Source organism: Priestia sp. ABM2_011 (assembly GCF_056158845.1).
In genome coordinates, this window is sequence record NZ_JBSWUB010000001.1 from 22213 (window position 1) to 40000 (window position 17788).

The window sequence follows — 17788 nt, forward strand, 5'->3', positions numbered from 1 at the left end:
GGGCCATCTCATACTTTCGGTTTCCCTAATCAAGTTTCCTTATGTCTTTATAGATCCGGTAGCATTAGGGGAAGTAGGGAACTAAATCTTAGGATTAATATTTATTATTTTTTTTCGTCCTTCCTTCCCTGACTTAACGAATCCCCTAGTTTCTAAGATTTCTAATGTTCCATCTAATTCTGAAGCTTTACCAAATCTTCTTTTAACAAGCTGCCATAATTCTTGGTGATATATAACTGTTTCCCCTTTAAACTTTTCTTTAATTTTATCGAGAATGTATTTGGCGTTTTCTAAATCTTTATCTATACTCATACAACCAAAAGAAGCTTTAGCATGGCTAATAAAGTATTCCTTCGTTCTTATAGCCTGCACAACTGTAGCTGTTGCAATCTTCTCTGGTATAACGTTGTCATTTATAATGTTTTCAGCTACATGTAGCAAAGCTGATATTCTTATTATTTGACCAACAATCTTGCCACCCCATTCCGCTATATCAGCTAGATCATTTCCATCCCTTAATCTTTCCTCAATTTCTTGCTGGAACGATTGTAGAAAAACGTCTGCTTCATTCGTAAATGTTAACCTTTGAATTTCATCCCTAGGGAGATCTAAAAGTCTTTTGACATTCTGCATGTATTGATCTCTTACTTCTATGGAAATATCATTTGGCCTAATTTTCCTGTATCCCCTAAAATCCTTTGGTAATGAGTAAAGGAATCTGGCCATTAACCCCCTACCTTTAAATGCCCTCGGAAGATCTGTTATGATATCAGGCTGTGCAAATATACCAATTGTTAAAGCCGGTTCTTTAATTATCATTGTAGAACCATTTTTACGATCGACTCTAGTATAATCACCACTGTGTCCTTTCAAAAATATGTCCATATTTAATTCTTTACTATATCTCCCCTTGATAATTTCAAAGATTCCACCTTCCGCTGATAAAATCCCCATTTTTCCGTTATTTTCTTTAAGAAGTTGGACCAACTTTTCCGGCGTCACATCATCGACAACATACGAGGGCAAATAAAGCTCTACAAGGCTTTCAATTTCCTCATCAATCTTTTTCATTTCCTCCACATATTTAGGCTCTGGCTTTTGAGCATTTTTATTTTTTACTGCCTCCAACCTTCTTTTCAGTGCATCTATTTCTGTCTTTCTCTTTCTCACTTCTATTCTTAAACGTTCGCGTTCATCCTGCTCATACTCCAAAATAGGTTTAATCATAAAATCAAATACAGCAGTTTTACGCTGCGCAGGCCCCATTAAGGTAGCTGTATAAGTGTTAAGCGGTTCGACCCATGAACCATATGGACTAACTTCAAACTTTTTTGCTGTAGCAATAGATAAGCATGATATAGCTCCCATACTCGCCATATCTTTTGGTGTTTGTGTGCTTTCCGCTACCCCTTCTACATAATCGCTTAACCATTTTGGAAAAATATTAGAAGGGAATACTGGCAACTCATATTCATCAAAAGAAACAGGCCTTTCCCACTCTTCCTTTTCATTTTTGATTATCTGCACACCATTATTGTCTTGTTTAACTTTTTCGGTTAATCTATAGGTACGTGAAGTTTTATCAATGGCTTCTTGGATGGTTATCTGTCCATATGTCGAAGCCCCTGTCTTTCTATCCCATTTGTCACGATACAAGCCGGACTGCCTGAAAAGGTTATCCATTCTCTTTGCATTTTTAGACGTAAAAAAAGCTAAATGGTTACAAAGAGCTTGATCGGCTGATGAATGATCTCCGTTATATTCATTGGTATCTCCATTAAATAAACGTTTAATGATTTTTCCATTTTTGGAATTGAACATAATATGGAGAAGTTCCACATCGTCTATATGATCCATACAAAAAGCCTGGCCGCTCCTTGTATAGGTGCTATAGACTTTTTTCTTTTTTAAGAAATACTTCTCAATTAATTTAAGGATTATATTTTCATTAGTTGTAATGGTTCCATTTCCTACAACCCTTCCAGTGAAAGTGAAAAATCTACCTTCACCATATATTTCCATTTTTTCAACTGTATTCTTATGCCTAATATCATTTGGTAAAAGCCCTTTAAAGATAGTATGCAACCCTGTACCACTGGGACTTACTTCTGTATAGCTGTAACCACTTAATAAGTGTGCTATTTTTGTATTAAAATTTCCTTCGCTGTAATGTCCATCTAAATCAATTCCGATATATTGATCCGCTGATGAAAAAACAAATCCTATGCCGTCATATCTACCGTTTTTAAAAACTTCTTCAATATCTTGAAAGCTTGACCAAGTAGATGGATCTGTAGTACTTGCATTAGTGCCATTTATTTGCTTTGGTATCTTTCCTATTGTCCCACCTTTTCTCAGCTCAGCCTTCCAAAGTATCCATTGTTTTTTATCTTTTAATTCTTTTGGTATTGTTTCAAAGTTAGGTGCTATTATTTTTTCTTCTACTTTGAGTACCATTTATCCACCTTCCTTTACAGGAGATACTCTCTTCAATATATACTTATCGCTCCACCCTGTTCCCTAATGTCAGAGAACCACCAATCGATGTAAGTTTGAACCTCCTTTCTATTAAAAATCCATTTTTTACCTATTCGAACACTCGGAAAATTGGGGTCATTAAGAAATAACTTTTCAATAGTTGGCCATGAAAGATTTAACATCTTACATAATTGCTTACTATCCATAAGCATAGTTTCCATTTCGATTTTTTGTAGGTATTTTTGAACTTCCTTCTGATACAACTCCTTTAATCCTTCCTCGTTTAAAGAAAAATCAATTATATTTGTCTCGGCCATTACTACTCACCCTTCTTTTTTAATTTGATTCTTAATTTCATCTATAGCAAACATTACTTTTCCTTGACGTTCTTCATCCATTTCTTTTTTCATCCAGTTTTGAATTGTATTTTCATGGACTCCTAATTTCTCAGCAATTACCCAATAAGGGATACTTCCCTTTGCTTTCTCGATGTTTTCATTACGCTTCTTAAACATAAGAACACTCCCTAAACACGTAAAATTAAATATATTGTTGTTGTTTATGTCGTAGTTGTGTTAGTCTATGAGTAATTGTAGTATATAAATTCTACAATTACAACACTTAAAATAGCTTTTGTTTTTTATTTTTATGTCGTTAATACACTTAACCCGAGGGAATAAGTGTAAAATTCGAATAAAAAACTAATTATAAAAGTGATTTTATTCTAAATAACCTTAAAAGAAGAAAGGGGTACTACATGAAAAATAATTTTTTAAATACCGTGCATTTTGAACAAGAAGTATTAGTTTTTGAAGATTACCATATTTTTAAGGATTTAAATTCTCTTAATAATTATCCTTTTAATTCTTATTCTTCAACACCGGATCCATGGGATAGTAACTTTTGGAAGCGCCACTTGAAAGAACAATTTATTCTGGAAAAGAATTTTCACAGTGATTTACTCTATCGATCAACGAAAGCAAGTTTAGAAAAGTGGGCTGAATATAAAAATATATCGATAAATGAGCTGCTAACAACCTTGGAAAAACATAAATTGTATGAAGATGAAAGTAACCAATCAAAAGAGGATAAAGATTATTGGAAAATGAAATCAGAAAGTCTTTTTAATGAATCTGCAATATTTGGAGTTACTCCTGACGTTATGAACAATCTATCAAAAACATATAAGCTCCAAGATGCGCCTTCTTTATACACGGAACTGGCAAAAATAGAAGTTTGTGATTTCAAATCCTTGTTAAGATTTTCAAAACATTTCGGCCTGCCTTATGGCCTAATGGAGGATATGGGTTTTGACATATACCTTAACGGAGACTGTATTTTTTTCCCATTCGTTTCTGTGCCTGTACTCAATAAGAAAATTGCAATTTACAAGCAAGATTTTGAATGGTTTAAAGTTATACAGACAAAAGATTTATCCAAAATCCGCTCAATGATTCCTGAATCCGCTCTGATTTCAATAGATAATATAGACGATGATGAGGCTGTAATTAACTATGCTAAAAATCATCTGACATTCTTGCTTGGAAAATTAGATGCTTTTAACGTTAGTATGTACGTGGAATTTCAAAACGGTTCATTTGTCCCAGGGGTCTGGTTTTCCGATCTTTTTAATTTTGCTTACTTTCAAATAGCTAAAGCTTTATCTAATGATGTGGAAGTACGCTATTGTGATAATTGTGACCATATTTTTGAGGTTACACATAAGCGGCAAAGATTTTGTCCCCCTCTGCCAAACAGAAAAAGATCTAGTTGTGAAATGGCTTTCAATAATCGATTAAAAAAAGAAAAAAAACTAAAAGGAGAAATTTAATGTGGCTTATATACAGAAACGAAGTAATGGAAAATGGTCTTATACAGTCTCTCTTGGTATAGATCCATTACCAAGAAAACAGAAGCAAAAAACCAAATCCGGTTTTGCTACGAAAAAAGAAGCAGTGTCTGCCGCTCGAAAAGTCGAAGCAGAGATTGAAAACGGAATATTTATAAAAGAGACTAAAATGACTTTTGAAACATTTACGAAAGACTGGATAAAGGTGTATGCCCAAAATGCAAAAATAAGCAGTGTACGGGCCCGTAGCAAGGAAATGAAACACTTTATATCTGCATGGGGAGCTCATCCATTAAAGAAGATTACTAAACATATGTACCAGAAACGGATAGTTGAACTGTCTCAAAAATATAGTAGAAATTATTTAATTGGTATCCATGCATGCGGCCGTATGATTTTTAATCATGCAGTTGCATTAGAGCTTATTAAACTAAACCCTACAGAACATGTTCAATTGCCAAAATATCAAGTGAAAATAGAAGAGATTGAAAATCAAAAAGAGGTAATAAAATTTTTAGAAAAGGAAGAGGTCGCAAAATTCTTAAGTTTTACAGCCTCAGATGGCCTTGATATGGATTCTTTAATATTTACTACTCTTGCTTATACAGGATTGCGTATCGGAGAATTATTAGCCCTTAAATGGCCTGATTTTGATCAGAAGAAAAAAACGTTAAGAGTGACTAAAACTCTTTATAATCCAACTAACAATATAAAAGAATATAAGTTGCTACCACCAAAGACTACAGGTTCAATTCGTACAATTAGAATTGATGATCCAGCTAGTCAAGATGTTCAAGCACCATGACATTAAACAAAAAGAAATAAAATTAGAGAAAGGTTCAATTTATGTAGACAATCAATTTATTTTTGCAAGAAATGATGGACACCCACAATTAAGAAAAGTAGTAGAAACTAGATTAAAACGGATATTAAAGAAAGCAGACATTAAAAAAAATATTACTCCGCATTCCTTTAGACATACTCATACTTCTCTCTTAATCGAAGCGGGTGTAGGTGTAAAAGAGATTCAGCAACGTTTAGGACATACAGATATTAACACCACAATGAATATTTATGCTCACATGACAGCTAATATGGAAGAAAAGGCCTCCCATCAATTCAGCGAATTGATGAAAGACCTTCTCTAATGAATTGCCTTTTGTGAAAAAAGATAATTATTTTTGCTTGTTATGAGCAATTTATGAGCATTTATCTTTTATACACTTAGTGAGCCATATATTATCTAGGCTCCATGATGTTTATTACATCATGCCGCCCATTCCACCCATGCCGCCCATGTCAGGCATTGCAGGTGCTCCGCCTTCTTCTGGCTTGTCAGCAACAACTGCTTCAGTTGTTAAGAACATAGCCGCTACAGAAGAAGCATTTTGAAGAGCTGAACGCGTTACTTTTGTTGGGTCAACGATACCAGTGTCTAGCATGTTTACCCACTCGCCAGTTGCAGCGTTGAATCCAGTTCCAACTGCTTCGCCTTTTAGACGCTCAACGATTACTGATCCTTCTAAACCAGCGTTGTGAGCGATTTGACGTACAGGCTCTTCAATCGCACGTAATACGATGTTGATACCTGTAGCAGTGTCACCGTCAGCTTCGATGCTTGCTACTTTATTATAGATATTTACTAATGCAGTACCACCACCAGCTACGATACCTTCTTCCACCGCAGCACGCGTAGAGTTTAATGCATCTTCAATACGTAATTTACGTTCTTTTAACTCAGTTTCAGTTGCCGCACCAACTTTAATTACAGCTACGCCACCAGCAAGTTTTGCTAAGCGCTCTTGTAATTTTTCACGGTCAAACTCTGAAGTTGTTTCTTCAAGCTGAGCTTTGATTTGGTTTACGCGTGCTAGGATATCTTCTGCGTTTCCTGCACCGTTTACAACTGTTGTATTTTCTTTTGTTACAACAATTTTAGAAGCGCGACCTAATTGATCGATGCCTGCTGTTTTTAGGTCAAGACCAAGCTCTTCAGTGATTACTTCTCCGCCTGTTAAGATCGCAACGTCTTGTAGCATTGCTTTACGACGATCACCAAAACCAGGAGCTTTAACAGCTACGGCTGTAAATGTACCACGAAGTTTGTTCACAACTAATGTTGCTAAAGCTTCGCCTTCTACGTCTTCAGCGATGATTAATAGAGGCTTGCCTTGTTGAACAACTTGCTCTAATACCGGTAAGATTTCTTGAATGTTACCGATTTTTTTGTCTGTGATTAAGATGTATGGATCATCTAATACAGCTTCCATTTTATCTGAATCAGTTACCATGTAAGGAGATGCATATCCACGGTCAAACTGCATACCTTCTACCACTTCTAATTCAGTTGTGAAACCTTTTGATTCTTCAAGTGTGATAACACCGTCGTTACCAACGCGCTCCATTGCTTCAGCAATTAATTGACCTACTTCTTCGTCAGCTGCTGAGATAGCCGCTACTTGAGCAATTGAATCTTTACCTTGAATTGGTTTAGAGATTGCTTTTAGTTCTTCAACCGCTACAGCTACTGCTTTTTCCATACCTTTACGGATACCCATTGGGTTAGCACCAGCCGTTACGTTTTTAAGACCTTCTCTGATCATTGCTTGCGCTAAAACTGTTGCAGTAGTTGTACCGTCACCAGCAACATCGTTTGTTTTGCTAGCAACTTCGGCTACTAATTTAGCACCCATATTTTCAAATGCGTCTTCTAATTCGATTTCTTTTGCAATTGTTACACCGTCATTTGTAATAAGCGGTGAACCGAATTTCTTTTCTAATACAACGTTACGACCTTTTGGTCCAAGCGTTACTTTTACAGCATTTGCTAATGTATCTACACCACGTAGCATTGCGCGACGTGCTTCTTCGCTAAATTTAATGTCTTTTGCCATGTTCTTTGACCTCCTCAAGATGTTCTTAATAATCTATTTTTTACGTATGATAAGTTTGTGGTTAAAATTAGCCGATTACAGCTAAAATATCGCTTTCGCGTAAAATTAAGTATTCAGTACCTTCGTATTTCACTTCAGTACCCGCATATTTTGAGAAGATGATACGATCGCCCGCAGCTACTTCCAAAGCTACACGCTCACCGCTTTCTAATACTCGGCCTGTACCAACAGCAACAATTTTACCCTCTTGTGGCTTTTCTTTTGCACTGTCCGGTAACACGATACCGCTTGCTGTTTTTTCCTCAGATTTTACAAGTTCAATCACTACGCGATCACCTAATGGCTTTAACAAGTGAAACAACCTCCTCAAATAATATGTTTGCATTTTTATTAGCACTCAACCTCAACGAGTGCTAACACAATTATTATATTAAAACAAAGTGGGTTTTTTTTGCAAGTATTAAACAAAAAAAATTTAAAATTTACGACAACTACATATAATAGTCTTAGGTTTCGACGATTTTGAGAAATAAAGCATTCTTTTCTCTGTTCAATAATATGTATGTTACAATACGAGCAAGAAGAAATTACTAACTTTACAGTACTTCTTCGACATATATACATAAAAACCTTTTAAAGGAGTATAGAAGATTGGAAAAACGTTATTGGTATGTTATCCTCACCTACATCCTTATGCAGTTTTCAGGAGTTGTTGGTATACCGCTGTTAAAATTAACAGGAATGTTTGATGACTATCCAGTTCGAACAGCGAATGTCATGCTTTTGACTTATTGGACTATCATTAGCTTTATCCTTGGTTTACTTATTGTCTTACTGCTGCTGCGCCGTGACATGTCCATGCGTATAGAACATGCTGGAAAAACGATTGCTGTTGTCTGGTCAGTCCTTGGGGTGTTTCTCGCTATGGCTGGTCAAGCTGTAGCAGGTATGATTGAGCACGCTCTTGGCATTACCCAAGTATCTGAAAACACACAAAATATTGTTAATCTTGTTAAAGCAACGCCGTTCCTTATTGTCGTTACGTCTGTTATTGGACCAATACTAGAAGAGATTATTTTCCGAAAGATTATTTTTGGTTCTCTTCACAAACGATACAATTTCTTTATCTCTGCATTTATTAGTTCCCTTATTTTCGCTGCGGTACACTGGGATTTTAAACATTTACTTGTGTATACAGCTATGGGATTTGTATTTGCATTCCTTTATGCAAGGACGAGACTAATTGTTGTACCTATTATTGCTCATGTTTTGATGAATACAATCGTTATTTTATCTCAAACTATTTTTGCAGATAAAATTATAGAAATGCAAAAACAAGCAGAACAAATGCAGTTTATTTTTGGAGGCATGTTTTTATGAAGAATATCCCTTTAACACGAGGGTTTATTTATATTATTATGGGGATTTTATTCACCTACTTGGCAATTCAAAATGCTCAGGAAACCGTTTGGAATTTCCCCACAATCTTATTTGCACTCGTAGCCGCATTCGATTTCAGGTTTGCGGTTCGCATCTTTATCTTGCACTACAAAATTAAAAAATTGCAGCAGCAATATAAAAATCAAGATGATTCATCTAAATAAAAAAACCACTGTTTCAGTGGTTTTTTTACATACTAACATCTTCTCTTTCTTGCTCTGCTCTTGCCTTTAACACTTTGCGATACGAAATGCGGGAAATAATGATACTGATTTCATACAAAATTAAGAGCGGCACTGTCACCATCATGTGCGAGAGCAATTCCGGTGGTGTAATAAGTGCGGCAATAACTAGCAGTACGAAATAGGCATATTTTCGAATTTGAGATAAAAACATAGGCGTTATAATTCCTAATCTCGTCAAAAACATTACGACGACAGGAAGCTGAAACAACAGGCCAAAAGGCAGTGTGAGCTGCATTAAAAAAGAAAAGTATTCATTAATGCCAATTACTTGGTTTACATTCAGCTCATCAGAAACGCGCGTCATAAAATCGACGACAAATGGAAACAACACAAAATAAGAAAAAGAGACACCGCCGATAAAGAGAAAAATGGAAACAGGAATATATCCAAGCGTTACCTTCCGCTCTTTTTCATATAAACCAGGACTAATAAATGCCCAGAGTTGATACAGTGCAACAGGAGCTGCAAGTACACAGCCGATAATAACAGCAAATTGCATATAAATCTTAACTGGATCTGTTAGCCTAAATGCATTCATCGTTAAATTTTTTGCCTCATCAGCATGCTGTAAATAGACAATGACCTTATCCGCTATAAAAAAGCCGCCAATTGTGGCAATCACAAAGAAAAATAAAACAATTAAAATGCGTTTTCGCAGCTCTCCTATATGATCATATATTGACATTTCTTGTTCGGTCATACTATGATCACCCTTTTACTCTTTGTCATCTACTTGACGCTGTTTATCTTTTTCACGATCTTCTGATGCACCGCTAGCGGCATGCTTAAACTCTCTAAGCGTTTGGCCCACTGATCTTCCTAGCTCCGGTAACCGTTTCGGTCCAAAAATAAGCAGTGCTACAATCGCAATAATAATCCAACTGCCTGCTCCAATCCCCATATTCCCACTCTCCTTATTAATTTAGACTTAAGGAAATCGTAACACAGTCCGCCTTATTCAACAGGATAATTTTTCAAAAAGTAGACAAGCGACTGTAATTCTACAGCAAGATCAATATGATGGAGTCGAATCTCATCCGGTACGTTCAAGCGTGCAGGAGTAAAGTTTAAAATTCCTTTAATTCCGCAACTCACTAAACGATCAGTAATTTGCTGAGCAACAGTGGCAGGAACGGTTAAAATCGCTACTGAGATGTCATCACTCATATAATCTTCCAATTGGTCAAGATGATAAACCGGCACGTCGCCTACTTTCGTACCTACTTTATCTTCTATCACATCAAAAGCGCACTCAATTTTGGTGTTATTATTTTTAATAAAATTATAATTTAAAAAGGCCGTTCCTAGATTCCCTACGCCAATCAGTGCTACTTTCGTTACTTCATCTTGGTCTAACGTTTTACGGAAAAATGTAAGTAAATAATTCACATTGTAGCCGTATCCCTTTTTTCCTAATGCACCAAAGTAAGAAAAGTCCCGACGAATAGTAGCAGAATCCACTTTCACTGCCTCACTTAACTCCGCTGACGACACACGCTGTTTACCCGAAGCATGCAAATTTTTCAAAAAACGATAATAAAGCGGCAATCGCTTAGCCGTTGCTTGTGGTATTTTTAATTGTTCAGTGTTCACGTTGTACCCCCTCAGTTCATGTATGTCATTACTAACATTTTCAAGTCATATTGCATTACCTTTCACAAAGCATCAACCGCTTTGAGGTAGCGCTTCCAATTCTCTCTCTTTTCTCTTGTTTTATATATACTCCGCTTCACACCTCGACGGCTTTTGTCTATTCAGCACTCCTTAAAGTCGGTATGTAGAACGAAGCAATTAGCCCTTCAAAGGATCGGTTTGTTAGTCATGACGGATTTTTTTACATCCATCATAGATAAGTTCAGAGATGCACTTATCTCTTATCTTAACATAGTATCCTGTATAAAATGTGCAGGTAAAATCATTTTATTTCATGAATCAAAACATTCGCTTCATCATTTGTCCTTGTCCCTCTACAAATTACAAACGCTTGTAGGAAGAACTTGTAGTTAAAAATATGTTAAAATACACTATGGATATACTACTAGAGGTGAAAAAATGATTATTCTACAATTGAACGGTATTACAAAATACTATGGGGCAGAACCCATTTTATCGAATATAAAGTTAGAAGTACAATCAAAAGACCGCATTGCCCTAGTGGGACGAAACGGTGCTGGTAAATCAACTTTATTAAAAATTATTGCTGAGCAGCTTTCCTATGACAGCGGAGAAATTATTAAACCTAAGGGTGTTTCCATTGATTATATGGGACAAGATACAGTTCTTGAGTCAACACTCTCCATATGGGAAGAAATGATGACTGTCTTTGCTCCATTAAAGAAGATGGAAAAAGAATTACGTACGCTTGAAACGAAGATGGGTGATCCAGACATTTTTAATGATTCAGTTCAATACGAAAAACTAACCAAAGAGTATGATCAGCTTCAAGTAACGTTTAAAGATTTAGGCGGCTATCAATATGAAGCGGATACACGATCTATTCTTCACGGTTTCCGTTTTTCAAACTTTGACTACAGCACCCCTATTTCCTCCTTAAGCGGTGGACAAAAAACGCGCCTAGCTCTTGCAAAACTGCTTTTAACAAAGCCTGATTTGCTTATTCTGGATGAGCCTACCAACCACTTAGATATTGAAACTTTAGCATGGCTGGAACAGTTTCTGCAAGGGTATGAAGGAGCTATTTTAATCGTTTCACATGATCGTTACTTCCTTGATAAAGTCGTAAATCAAGTGTATGAAGTCGTACAAAAAACAACGGTGAAGTACACGGGCAACTACTCTAAATACCTTGTACAAAAAGCAGAGCGATATGAAAAAGAGTTGCGTCAGTACGAAAAGCAGCAAGATGAAGTCGCAAAGCTGAATGATTTTATTCAGCGAAACATCGCCCGCGCATCGACTACAAAACGTGCGCAAAGCAGACGTAAACAGCTCGATCGAATGGAGTTAATAAATCGACCTAACGAAGGCGAAAAATCAGCTAGTTTTTCGTTTGAAATTGAACGTCAAAGCGGAAATGAAGTCTTAAATCTGGAAGATGTGTCTATCGGATATGATGAAAACAACTATGTCGTCCAAGAGGCAAACCTTCGCATTAAAAAAGGGGAAAGCCTTGCGTTGGTTGGTCCTAATGGCGTGGGGAAATCAACTTTATTAAAAGGCATTGTGGATAAACTCAGCTTCAAGACTGGAACCATTTCCTTTGGCTCAAATGTAATGGTTGGTTATTACGACCAAGAGCAAGCCAATTTAACGTCTAATAAAACCGTTTTAAATGAACTTTGGGATGACTACCCAGCCAAACCTGAAAAAGAAATCCGTACAGCGCTTGGAAATTTTCTGTTTTCAGGTGATGATGTACTGAAAATCGTTTCCACGCTCAGCGGTGGTGAAAAAGCACGTTTAGCTCTTGCGAAGCTTATGCTTCAAAAAGCTAACTTCTTAATTTTGGATGAACCTACTAACCATCTTGATTTAGATAGCAAACAAGTACTCGAGAATGCGTTAATTGATTACCCAGGGACTCTATTATTTGTTTCACATGACCGTTATTTTATTAATCGTATTGCCAATAAAATAGCAGAGCTATCTCCTGAAGGAGTAGAAGAATTTCTTGGAGATTATGACTATTATGTAGAAAAGAAAGCAGAAATAGAGGAAATCAAAGAATTAGAAAATATAAAAGCAAACGAAGAACGTACGGTAAAAGTAGATAAACAGTCCTATAAACAAGATAAAGAACAAAAGAAATTGATGAGACAGCGAACGCGCCGCATTGAAGAAATTGAAACTGAAGTAAACAAATTAGAAGCCGCCCAAGCGGCGAATGAAGAACTTCTTTGTTACCCTGAAATTTATCAAAATCACGAAGAAGTATCAAGATTAAACGGTGAAAATGAAAAAATTTCTTCACAGTTATCCACATTAATGGAAGAGTGGGAAGAATTACAGCTGCTTCTAGAAGAGTAGCCTATATTTTTGCGTATCTATTCATCCTATTTACTTGTTCATGCGCTTAATAGCAAGCTTTATCCACTCTGTGAATAAATAGTGGATATCTGTCTGATTTTCATAATTAAAACTTGTTGATAACAGGTCCGTGTACTGAGTGCACGGACTTTTCCACATAATTATCCACAGTCAATTCTAAATTTATTGAATATTGTTGATAAATCATTTTTATCCACAAAAAAAGACGAATGAGAAATAAATCTCATTCGTCACTTACTCTTCCAAGTCCAAACCGGGGTTTGCATTTAATGACATATCTGAACGTTTTCCTTGAGCAAATCGTACGCTTGCTGCTGCTCCAATCATTGCGGCATTATCCGTACATAGAGATAGCGGCGGGATAATAAGCTCAATATTTGATAGGGGTTCAAATGCCTCTTCTAGCGCTGCTCTAAGCCCTTTATTAGCAGCAACTCCTCCTGCTAATAAAACTTGCTTAACGTTATATTCCTTTGCAGCTTTAATCGTTTTAGTTACTAACACATCAATGACACTCGCTTGAAAGCTAGCAGCAAGTGTTTGTGGAAGAATCTCTTCACCTTTTTGCTTCGCATTGTGGACAGTGTTAATAACTGCTGATTTTAATCCACTGAAACTAAAATCATAGGATCCTTCTTCTAGCCAAGCACGCGGCAAATCAATTAATGGCTCTCCTTCATGTGCAAGGCGGTCAATATGAGGTCCGCCTGGATATGGAAGGTTTAACGTGCGGGCTACTTTATCGTAGGCTTCTCCTGCTGCATCATCTCTTGTTTCACCGATCACTTTAAAATGACCGTGACTTTCCATGTATACAAGCTCCGTATGCCCGCCAGATACAACTAGCGATAAGAGCGGGAATTCTAGTTTTTTGATTAGCTGATTTGCGTAAATATGTCCTGCAATATGATGAACACCAATTAATGGCTTTTGATGTGCAAATGCTAGCGCTTTGGCTGCATTTACGCCAATAAGAAGTGCTCCCACAAGCCCTGGTCCTTCCGTTACAGCTATTGCATCTATATCTGCAAACGTCAAGTTCGCTTGATTTAAAGTTTCTTCAACTACTACTGTAATTTGTTCTACATGATGACGAGATGCAATTTCCGGTACGACACCGCCAAATCGTTTATGGCTTTCTATTTGAGAGGCCACCACATTGGCTACAATTTCATGACCGTTTCGAATCACAGCTGCTGCTGTCTCATCACAGCTTGTTTCTAATGCTAAAATTAATTGATTTTCATTCATAAATTCACCCACATAACTAATGCATCCTCATTGTTATCAGAATAATAATTCTTACGAATACCTCCAGGTTTAAAACCTAGCTTTTGATACAATGATTGTGCAATATGATTAGATACCCTAACTTCTAATGTCATTGACGTAGCACCTAGTTTTCGAAGAACGTCCATCACGTTGCGCAGCAGCAATTCACCGAGTCCCTTGCCTCGGTAGTCTGGCAATAGCGCAATGTTGGTTACATGTGCTTCGTCAATAACAATCCACGTTCCGCAATAACCAATAATATTTTCCCCTTCTTCCATCACAATGTAAGTTGAAAATTGATTATTGGTTAACTCATTTTGAAATGCTTCTGCACTCCAAGGTGTCGTAAAAGACTTCTCTTCGATTTTCACTACTTGATCAATATCTTTAACTTCCATTAAACGAAACTTAATTGTTAGTTTCATGTTATACCTTCTTTTATCCTTTTTGCTGTGAAGCAAGCCAGTTGGCTTCTGCTTCAGCTAAACGAATGTAGTTCGGAACAAAAGTATGCACAGACTGCGGCTCTTTCTTCATTCCTAAGAAAGCCAATTCACTTGGTCTTGGGTTAAACTGCTGAACATGGGCAAATACAGCTTGTTCACTCAACACTTCTTTTAACGCCTCTTCATGCATGGAAAGATCATTGCCTATGAATAAAATAGGTTTGTTGTATGACTTTAAATGTTCCGCCCAGTCCTTATTAATAACAAGTCGATCACTTTCAACTTCTACAAGACCTCGTTCGTTATTCCATTCATATAGTCCTGTATAAAGCTGCTGACGGCGCGCATCAAATAACGGAGCAATATATCCATCAAAATAACGACCGTTTGCTGCTAGTGCCTCAAGGCTAGATACACCTATTAAAGGAATATTTAAAGTCCAAGCAAGTGTCTTGGCAATGGTAACACCAATGCGTACACCGGTATAGGACCCGGGACCGTGTGCCACTGCAATACGGTCTAGCTCGCTTGGCGCAATATCACAATCTTTTAACAAAGATTCCACAGCGTTCATCACACGAACAGAGTGATTCTTTTTTAGATTCGTAATAATTTCTCCAATTACTTTGTTTTCTTCAACGACAGCAACACCCATGACAAAATTGGATGTATCAATGGCTAACATTTTCATCTTTTAAAAAGCTCCTTACATATTTCAACGTACCGACTGCCTATCGCTTTTACAAGGATTTTACGAGTCGTTTCGTTTTCATGGTAAATATTGATTTGAATATATTCATTAGGAAGCTGCTCTTCAATCAGGTGAGCCCACTCCACGACCGTCACGCCATCTCCTTCAAAATACTCATCGAACCCTAGGTCTTCAAATTCATCCCCTAGACGGTACACATCCATATGGTAAAGAGGAAGGCGACCGCTTTTGTATTCTTTAATGATAGTAAATGTCGGGCTATTCACATTGCGTTCAATTCCTAAGCCTTTAGCTAAACTTTTTGTGAATGTTGTCTTTCCAGCTCCCAAATCGCCTTCAAGCAGCAGCACGTCACCAGCTTCTAATAAAGTTGCTAGACGAGCAGCCAGCTGATTAGTTTCATCAGGAGACGTAGACATAAACGTAAATTCATTAATCTCTGTCATTCATTCAGAACCTCATTTCAATCTGTATATATATATTGTAAACGTTGTGGACTATACATATCCAGTAAGAAATCCAACAATCTTTAACATCGCAATTCTACAAAGAAATTTCTTTGTATATAAAAAATTCCTTAGGATTGCTCCTAAGGACGGTAAAGTTTTATATAAAAATGGTTCAAACAATAAAAAAGACGAAACACATTGTTTCGTTTCTAAAACATGGCGGTCCCGACGGGAATCGAACCCGCGATCTCCTGCGTGACAGGCAGGCATGTTAACCGCTACACCACGGGACCATGTTGGTTGCGGGGACAGGATTTGAACCTGCGACCTTCGGGTTATGAGCCCGACGAGCTACCGAACTGCTCCACCCCGCGATGATAAAAAAGCAAAATAAAAATGCCTAGCGATGTCCTACTCTCACAGGGACAAAGTCCCAACTACCATCGGCGCTAAAGAGCTTAACTTCCGTGTTCGGTATGGGAACGGGTGTGACCTCTTTGCCATTATCACTAGACATTTATATGAGATTATTCTCTCAAAACTAGGTAACAGATTGCTGAGTAAAGCTTACGCTTTTAAAGTTTGGTTAAGTCCTCGATCGATTAGTATCAGTCAGCTACACATGTCGCCACGCTTCCACCTCTGACCTATCAACCTGATCATCTTTCAGGGATCTTACTAGCTTACGCTATGGGAAATCTCATCTTGAGGGGGGCTTCATGCTTAGATGCTTTCAGCACTTATCCCGTCCACACATAGCTACCCAGCGATGCCTTTGGCAAGACAACTGGTACACCAGCGGTGTGTCCATCCCGGTCCTCTCGTACTAAGGACAGCTCCTCTCAAATTTCCTACGCCCACGACGGATAGGGACCGAACTGTCTCACGACGTTCTGAACCCAGCTCGCGTACCGCTTTAATGGGCGAACAGCCCAACCCTTGGGACCGACTACAGCCCCAGGATGCGATGAGCCGACATCGAGGTGCCAAACCTCCCCGTCGATGTGGACTCTTGGGGGAGATAAGCCTGTTATCCCCGGGGTAGCTTTTATCCGTTGAGCGATGGCCCTTCCATGCGGAACCACCGGATCACTAAGCCCGACTTTCGTCCCTGCTCGACTTGTAGGTCTCGCAGTCAAGCTCCCTTGTGCCTTTACACTCTACGAATGATTTCCAACCATTCTGAGGGAACCTTTGGGCGCCTCCGTTACATTTTAGGAGGCGACCGCCCCAGTCAAACTGCCCACCTGACACTGTCTCCCGGCCCGATCAGGGCCGCGGGTTAGAATTTCAATACAGCCAGGGTAGTATCCCACCGACGCCTCCACCGAAGCTAGCGCTCCGGCTTCTCAGGCTCCTACCTATCCTGTACAAGCTGTACCAAAATTCAATATCAGGCTACAGTAAAGCTCCACGGGGTCTTTCCGTCCTGTCGCGGGTAACCTGCATCTTCACAGGTACTATAATTTCACCGAGTCTCTCGTTGAGACAGTGCCCAGATCGTTACGCCTTTCGTGCGGGTCGGAACTTACCCGACAAGGAATTTCGCTACCTTAGGACCGTTATAGTTACGGCCGCCGTTTACTGGGGCTTCGATTCAGAGCTTCTCCCAAAGGATAACCCCTCCTCTTAACCTTCCAGCACCGGGCAGGCGTCAGCCCCTATACTTCGCCTTGCGGCTTCGCAGAGACCTGTGTTTTTGCTAAACAGTCGCCTGGGCCTATTCACTGCGGCTCTCTCGGGCTATACACCCTACCAGAGCACCCCTTCTCCCGAAGTTACGGGGTCATTTTGCCGAGTTCCTTAACGAGAGTTCTCTCGATCACCTTAGGATTCTCTCCTCGCCTACCTGTGTCGGTTTGCGGTACGGGCACCTCCCGCCTCGCTAGAGGCTTTTCTTGGCAGTGTGGAATCAGGAACTTCGGTACTATAATTCCCTCGTCATCACAGCTCAGCCTTTATGATGAGCGGATTTGCCTACTCATCAGCCTAACT

At 38.4% G+C, this 17788-nt stretch carries 18 protein-coding genes, 2 tRNA genes and 2 rRNA genes (1 of these 22 cut by a window edge); 6 read left to right on the forward strand and 16 right to left on the reverse strand.

Annotation, left to right across the window (positions count from 1 at the left end; all coding sequences use genetic code 11):
• Nucleotides 1-81: 81 nt before the first annotated feature.
• The 3 genes from ACXAE4_RS00100 to ACXAE4_RS00110 are packed head-to-tail and all read right to left on the reverse strand — an operon-like array spanning nt 82 to nt 2993.
• Nucleotides 82-2457, reverse strand: coding sequence for a phage NrS-1 polymerase family protein (locus tag ACXAE4_RS00100; protein ID WP_475235186.1), 2376 nt, complete (start codon nt 2455-2457; stop codon nt 82-84).
• A gap of 32 nt (nt 2458-2489) precedes the next feature.
• Entirely contained in the window at nt 2490-2795 is a 306-nt protein-coding gene (locus tag ACXAE4_RS00105) for a helix-turn-helix domain-containing protein (protein ID WP_475235189.1), read from the reverse strand.
• Nucleotides 2796-2801: 6 nt separating this feature from the next.
• On the reverse strand, nt 2802-2993 hold the full coding sequence (locus tag ACXAE4_RS00110; RefSeq protein WP_335396490.1) for a hypothetical protein: 192 nt from the start codon (nt 2991-2993) through the stop codon (nt 2802-2804).
• A 242-nt stretch (nt 2994-3235) separates the two neighbouring features.
• On the opposite strand from ACXAE4_RS00110, the gene ACXAE4_RS00115 reads away from it, so the two are divergent.
• From ACXAE4_RS00115 to ACXAE4_RS00125, 3 genes are read left to right on the forward strand one after another with little or no spacing between them, the layout of a single operon-like run.
• Nucleotides 3236-4309, forward strand: coding sequence for a hypothetical protein (locus ACXAE4_RS00115; RefSeq protein ID WP_475235193.1), 1074 nt, complete (start codon nt 3236-3238; stop codon nt 4307-4309).
• Nucleotide 4310: 1 nt separating this feature from the next.
• The gene (locus tag ACXAE4_RS00120; RefSeq protein WP_475235195.1) at nt 4311-5132 is read left to right on the forward strand and encodes a site-specific integrase; all 822 of its coding nucleotides are present in this window, start codon (nt 4311-4313) and stop codon (nt 5130-5132) included.
• On the forward strand, nt 5116-5475 hold the full coding sequence (locus ACXAE4_RS00125; RefSeq protein WP_475235197.1) for a tyrosine-type recombinase/integrase: 360 nt from the start codon (nt 5116-5118) through the stop codon (nt 5473-5475). Before ACXAE4_RS00120 ends, ACXAE4_RS00125 begins: the two co-directional genes overlap by 17 nt.
• Before the next feature lie 114 nt (nt 5476-5589).
• Here ACXAE4_RS00125 and groL read toward each other — a convergent pair whose 3' ends face one another.
• Together groL and groES are read right to left on the reverse strand one after the other, a co-directional pair.
• A complete protein-coding gene (gene groL, locus ACXAE4_RS00130) occupies nt 5590-7221 on the reverse strand; it encodes a chaperonin GroEL (RefSeq protein ID WP_028412700.1) in 1632 nt (543 codons plus the stop codon).
• Nucleotides 7222-7288: 67 nt separating this feature from the next.
• On the reverse strand, nt 7289-7573 hold the full coding sequence (gene groES, locus ACXAE4_RS00135) for a co-chaperone GroES (protein WP_013055026.1): 285 nt from the start codon (nt 7571-7573) through the stop codon (nt 7289-7291).
• A gap of 299 nt (nt 7574-7872) precedes the next feature.
• On the opposite strand from groES, the gene ACXAE4_RS00140 reads away from it, so the two are divergent.
• Together ACXAE4_RS00140 and ACXAE4_RS00145 are read left to right on the forward strand one after the other, a co-directional pair.
• The gene (locus tag ACXAE4_RS00140; protein WP_028412699.1) at nt 7873-8601 is read left to right on the forward strand and encodes a CPBP family intramembrane glutamic endopeptidase; all 729 of its coding nucleotides are present in this window, start codon (nt 7873-7875) and stop codon (nt 8599-8601) included.
• Nucleotides 8598-8825: a YdiK family protein gene (locus tag ACXAE4_RS00145; protein ID WP_013055024.1), complete on the forward strand. Its 228-nt coding sequence runs from the start codon at nt 8598-8600 to the stop codon at nt 8823-8825. Before ACXAE4_RS00140 ends, ACXAE4_RS00145 begins: the two co-directional genes overlap by 4 nt.
• A 25-nt stretch (nt 8826-8850) precedes the next feature.
• Here the strand turns inward: ACXAE4_RS00145 and tatC are convergent, their stop codons facing one another.
• From tatC to ACXAE4_RS00160, 3 genes are read right to left on the reverse strand one after another with little or no spacing between them, the layout of a single operon-like run.
• Nucleotides 8851-9606: a twin-arginine translocase subunit TatC gene (gene tatC, locus ACXAE4_RS00150; RefSeq protein WP_013055023.1), complete on the reverse strand. Its 756-nt coding sequence runs from the start codon at nt 9604-9606 to the stop codon at nt 8851-8853.
• Between the two features lie 15 nt (nt 9607-9621).
• On the reverse strand, nt 9622-9807 hold the full coding sequence (tatA, locus tag ACXAE4_RS00155; RefSeq protein WP_013055022.1) for a twin-arginine translocase TatA/TatE family subunit: 186 nt from the start codon (nt 9805-9807) through the stop codon (nt 9622-9624).
• 53 nt (nt 9808-9860) lie between these two features.
• The gene (locus tag ACXAE4_RS00160; RefSeq protein WP_028410376.1) at nt 9861-10499 is read right to left on the reverse strand and encodes a redox-sensing transcriptional repressor Rex; all 639 of its coding nucleotides are present in this window, start codon (nt 10497-10499) and stop codon (nt 9861-9863) included.
• Nucleotides 10500-10958: 459 nt separating this feature from the next.
• Here ACXAE4_RS00160 and ACXAE4_RS00165 point away from each other — a divergent pair, with 459 nt between their 5' ends.
• The gene (locus ACXAE4_RS00165; RefSeq protein WP_289578651.1) at nt 10959-12893 is read left to right on the forward strand and encodes an ABC-F family ATP-binding cassette domain-containing protein; all 1935 of its coding nucleotides are present in this window, start codon (nt 10959-10961) and stop codon (nt 12891-12893) included.
• A 255-nt stretch (nt 12894-13148) separates the two neighbouring features.
• Here ACXAE4_RS00165 and tsaD read toward each other — a convergent pair whose 3' ends face one another.
• The 8 genes from tsaD to ACXAE4_RS00205 form a co-directional block, all read right to left on the reverse strand.
• A complete protein-coding gene (gene tsaD, locus ACXAE4_RS00170; protein WP_080754517.1) occupies nt 13149-14165 on the reverse strand; it encodes a tRNA (adenosine(37)-N6)-threonylcarbamoyltransferase complex transferase subunit TsaD in 1017 nt (338 codons plus the stop codon).
• Entirely contained in the window at nt 14162-14611 is a 450-nt protein-coding gene (gene rimI / locus ACXAE4_RS00175; protein WP_028412696.1) for a ribosomal protein S18-alanine N-acetyltransferase, read from the reverse strand. Before rimI ends, tsaD begins: the two co-directional genes overlap by 4 nt.
• 13 nt (nt 14612-14624) lie before the next feature.
• Nucleotides 14625-15323, reverse strand: coding sequence for a tRNA (adenosine(37)-N6)-threonylcarbamoyltransferase complex dimerization subunit type 1 TsaB (gene tsaB, locus ACXAE4_RS00180; RefSeq protein ID WP_289578650.1), 699 nt, complete (start codon nt 15321-15323; stop codon nt 14625-14627).
• Entirely contained in the window at nt 15320-15790 is a 471-nt protein-coding gene (gene tsaE / locus ACXAE4_RS00185; RefSeq protein ID WP_013081426.1) for a tRNA (adenosine(37)-N6)-threonylcarbamoyltransferase complex ATPase subunit type 1 TsaE, read from the reverse strand. The genes tsaB and tsaE overlap by 4 nt, the downstream gene beginning before the upstream one ends.
• Nucleotides 15791-16010: 220 nt before the next feature.
• A tRNA-Asp gene (locus ACXAE4_RS00190) sits at nt 16011-16086 on the reverse strand.
• A 4-nt stretch (nt 16087-16090) separates the two neighbouring features.
• Nucleotides 16091-16167: transfer RNA gene (locus ACXAE4_RS00195), tRNA-Met, on the reverse strand.
• Nucleotides 16168-16191: 24 nt separating this feature from the next.
• A 5S ribosomal RNA gene (rrf, locus tag ACXAE4_RS00200) occupies nt 16192-16307 on the reverse strand.
• A gap of 68 nt (nt 16308-16375) precedes the next feature.
• Nucleotides 16376-17788, reverse strand: a 23S ribosomal RNA gene (locus tag ACXAE4_RS00205) (it continues 1523 nt past the right edge of the window).

What these genes read in the sequence shown, in the direction of transcription:
- ACXAE4_RS00165 (WP_289578651.1), top strand. Translation starts at nt 10,959, where the DNA reads ATGATTATTCTACAATTGAACGGTATTACAAAATACTATGGGGCAGAA.
- ACXAE4_RS00145 (WP_013055024.1), top strand. Translation starts at nt 8,598, where the DNA reads ATGAAGAATATCCCTTTAACACGAGGGTTTATTTATATTATTATGGGG.
- rimI (WP_028412696.1), bottom strand. Translation starts at nt 14,611, where the DNA reads ATGAAACTAACAATTAAGTTTCGTTTAATGGAAGTTAAAGATATTGAT.
- tsaE (WP_013081426.1), bottom strand. Translation starts at nt 15,790, where the DNA reads ATGACAGAGATTAATGAATTTACGTTTATGTCTACGTCTCCTGATGAA.
- tsaD (WP_080754517.1), bottom strand. Translation starts at nt 14,165, where the DNA reads ATGAATGAAAATCAATTAATTTTAGCATTAGAAACAAGCTGTGATGAG.
- tatA (WP_013055022.1), bottom strand. Translation starts at nt 9,807, where the DNA reads ATGGGGATTGGAGCAGGCAGTTGGATTATTATTGCGATTGTAGCACTG.
- ACXAE4_RS00100 (WP_475235186.1), bottom strand. Translation starts at nt 2,457, where the DNA reads ATGGTACTCAAAGTAGAAGAAAAAATAATAGCACCTAACTTTGAAACA.
- ACXAE4_RS00105 (WP_475235189.1), bottom strand. Translation starts at nt 2,795, where the DNA reads ATGGCCGAGACAAATATAATTGATTTTTCTTTAAACGAGGAAGGATTA.
- tsaB (WP_289578650.1), bottom strand. Translation starts at nt 15,323, where the DNA reads ATGAAAATGTTAGCCATTGATACATCCAATTTTGTCATGGGTGTTGCT.
- ACXAE4_RS00110 (WP_335396490.1), bottom strand. Translation starts at nt 2,993, where the DNA reads ATGTTTAAGAAGCGTAATGAAAACATCGAGAAAGCAAAGGGAAGTATC.
- tatC (WP_013055023.1), bottom strand. Translation starts at nt 9,606, where the DNA reads ATGACCGAACAAGAAATGTCAATATATGATCATATAGGAGAGCTGCGA.
- groL (WP_028412700.1), bottom strand. Translation starts at nt 7,221, where the DNA reads ATGGCAAAAGACATTAAATTTAGCGAAGAAGCACGTCGCGCAATGCTA.
- ACXAE4_RS00115 (WP_475235193.1), top strand. Translation starts at nt 3,236, where the DNA reads ATGAAAAATAATTTTTTAAATACCGTGCATTTTGAACAAGAAGTATTA.
- ACXAE4_RS00125 (WP_475235197.1), top strand. Translation starts at nt 5,116, where the DNA reads ATGTTCAAGCACCATGACATTAAACAAAAAGAAATAAAATTAGAGAAA.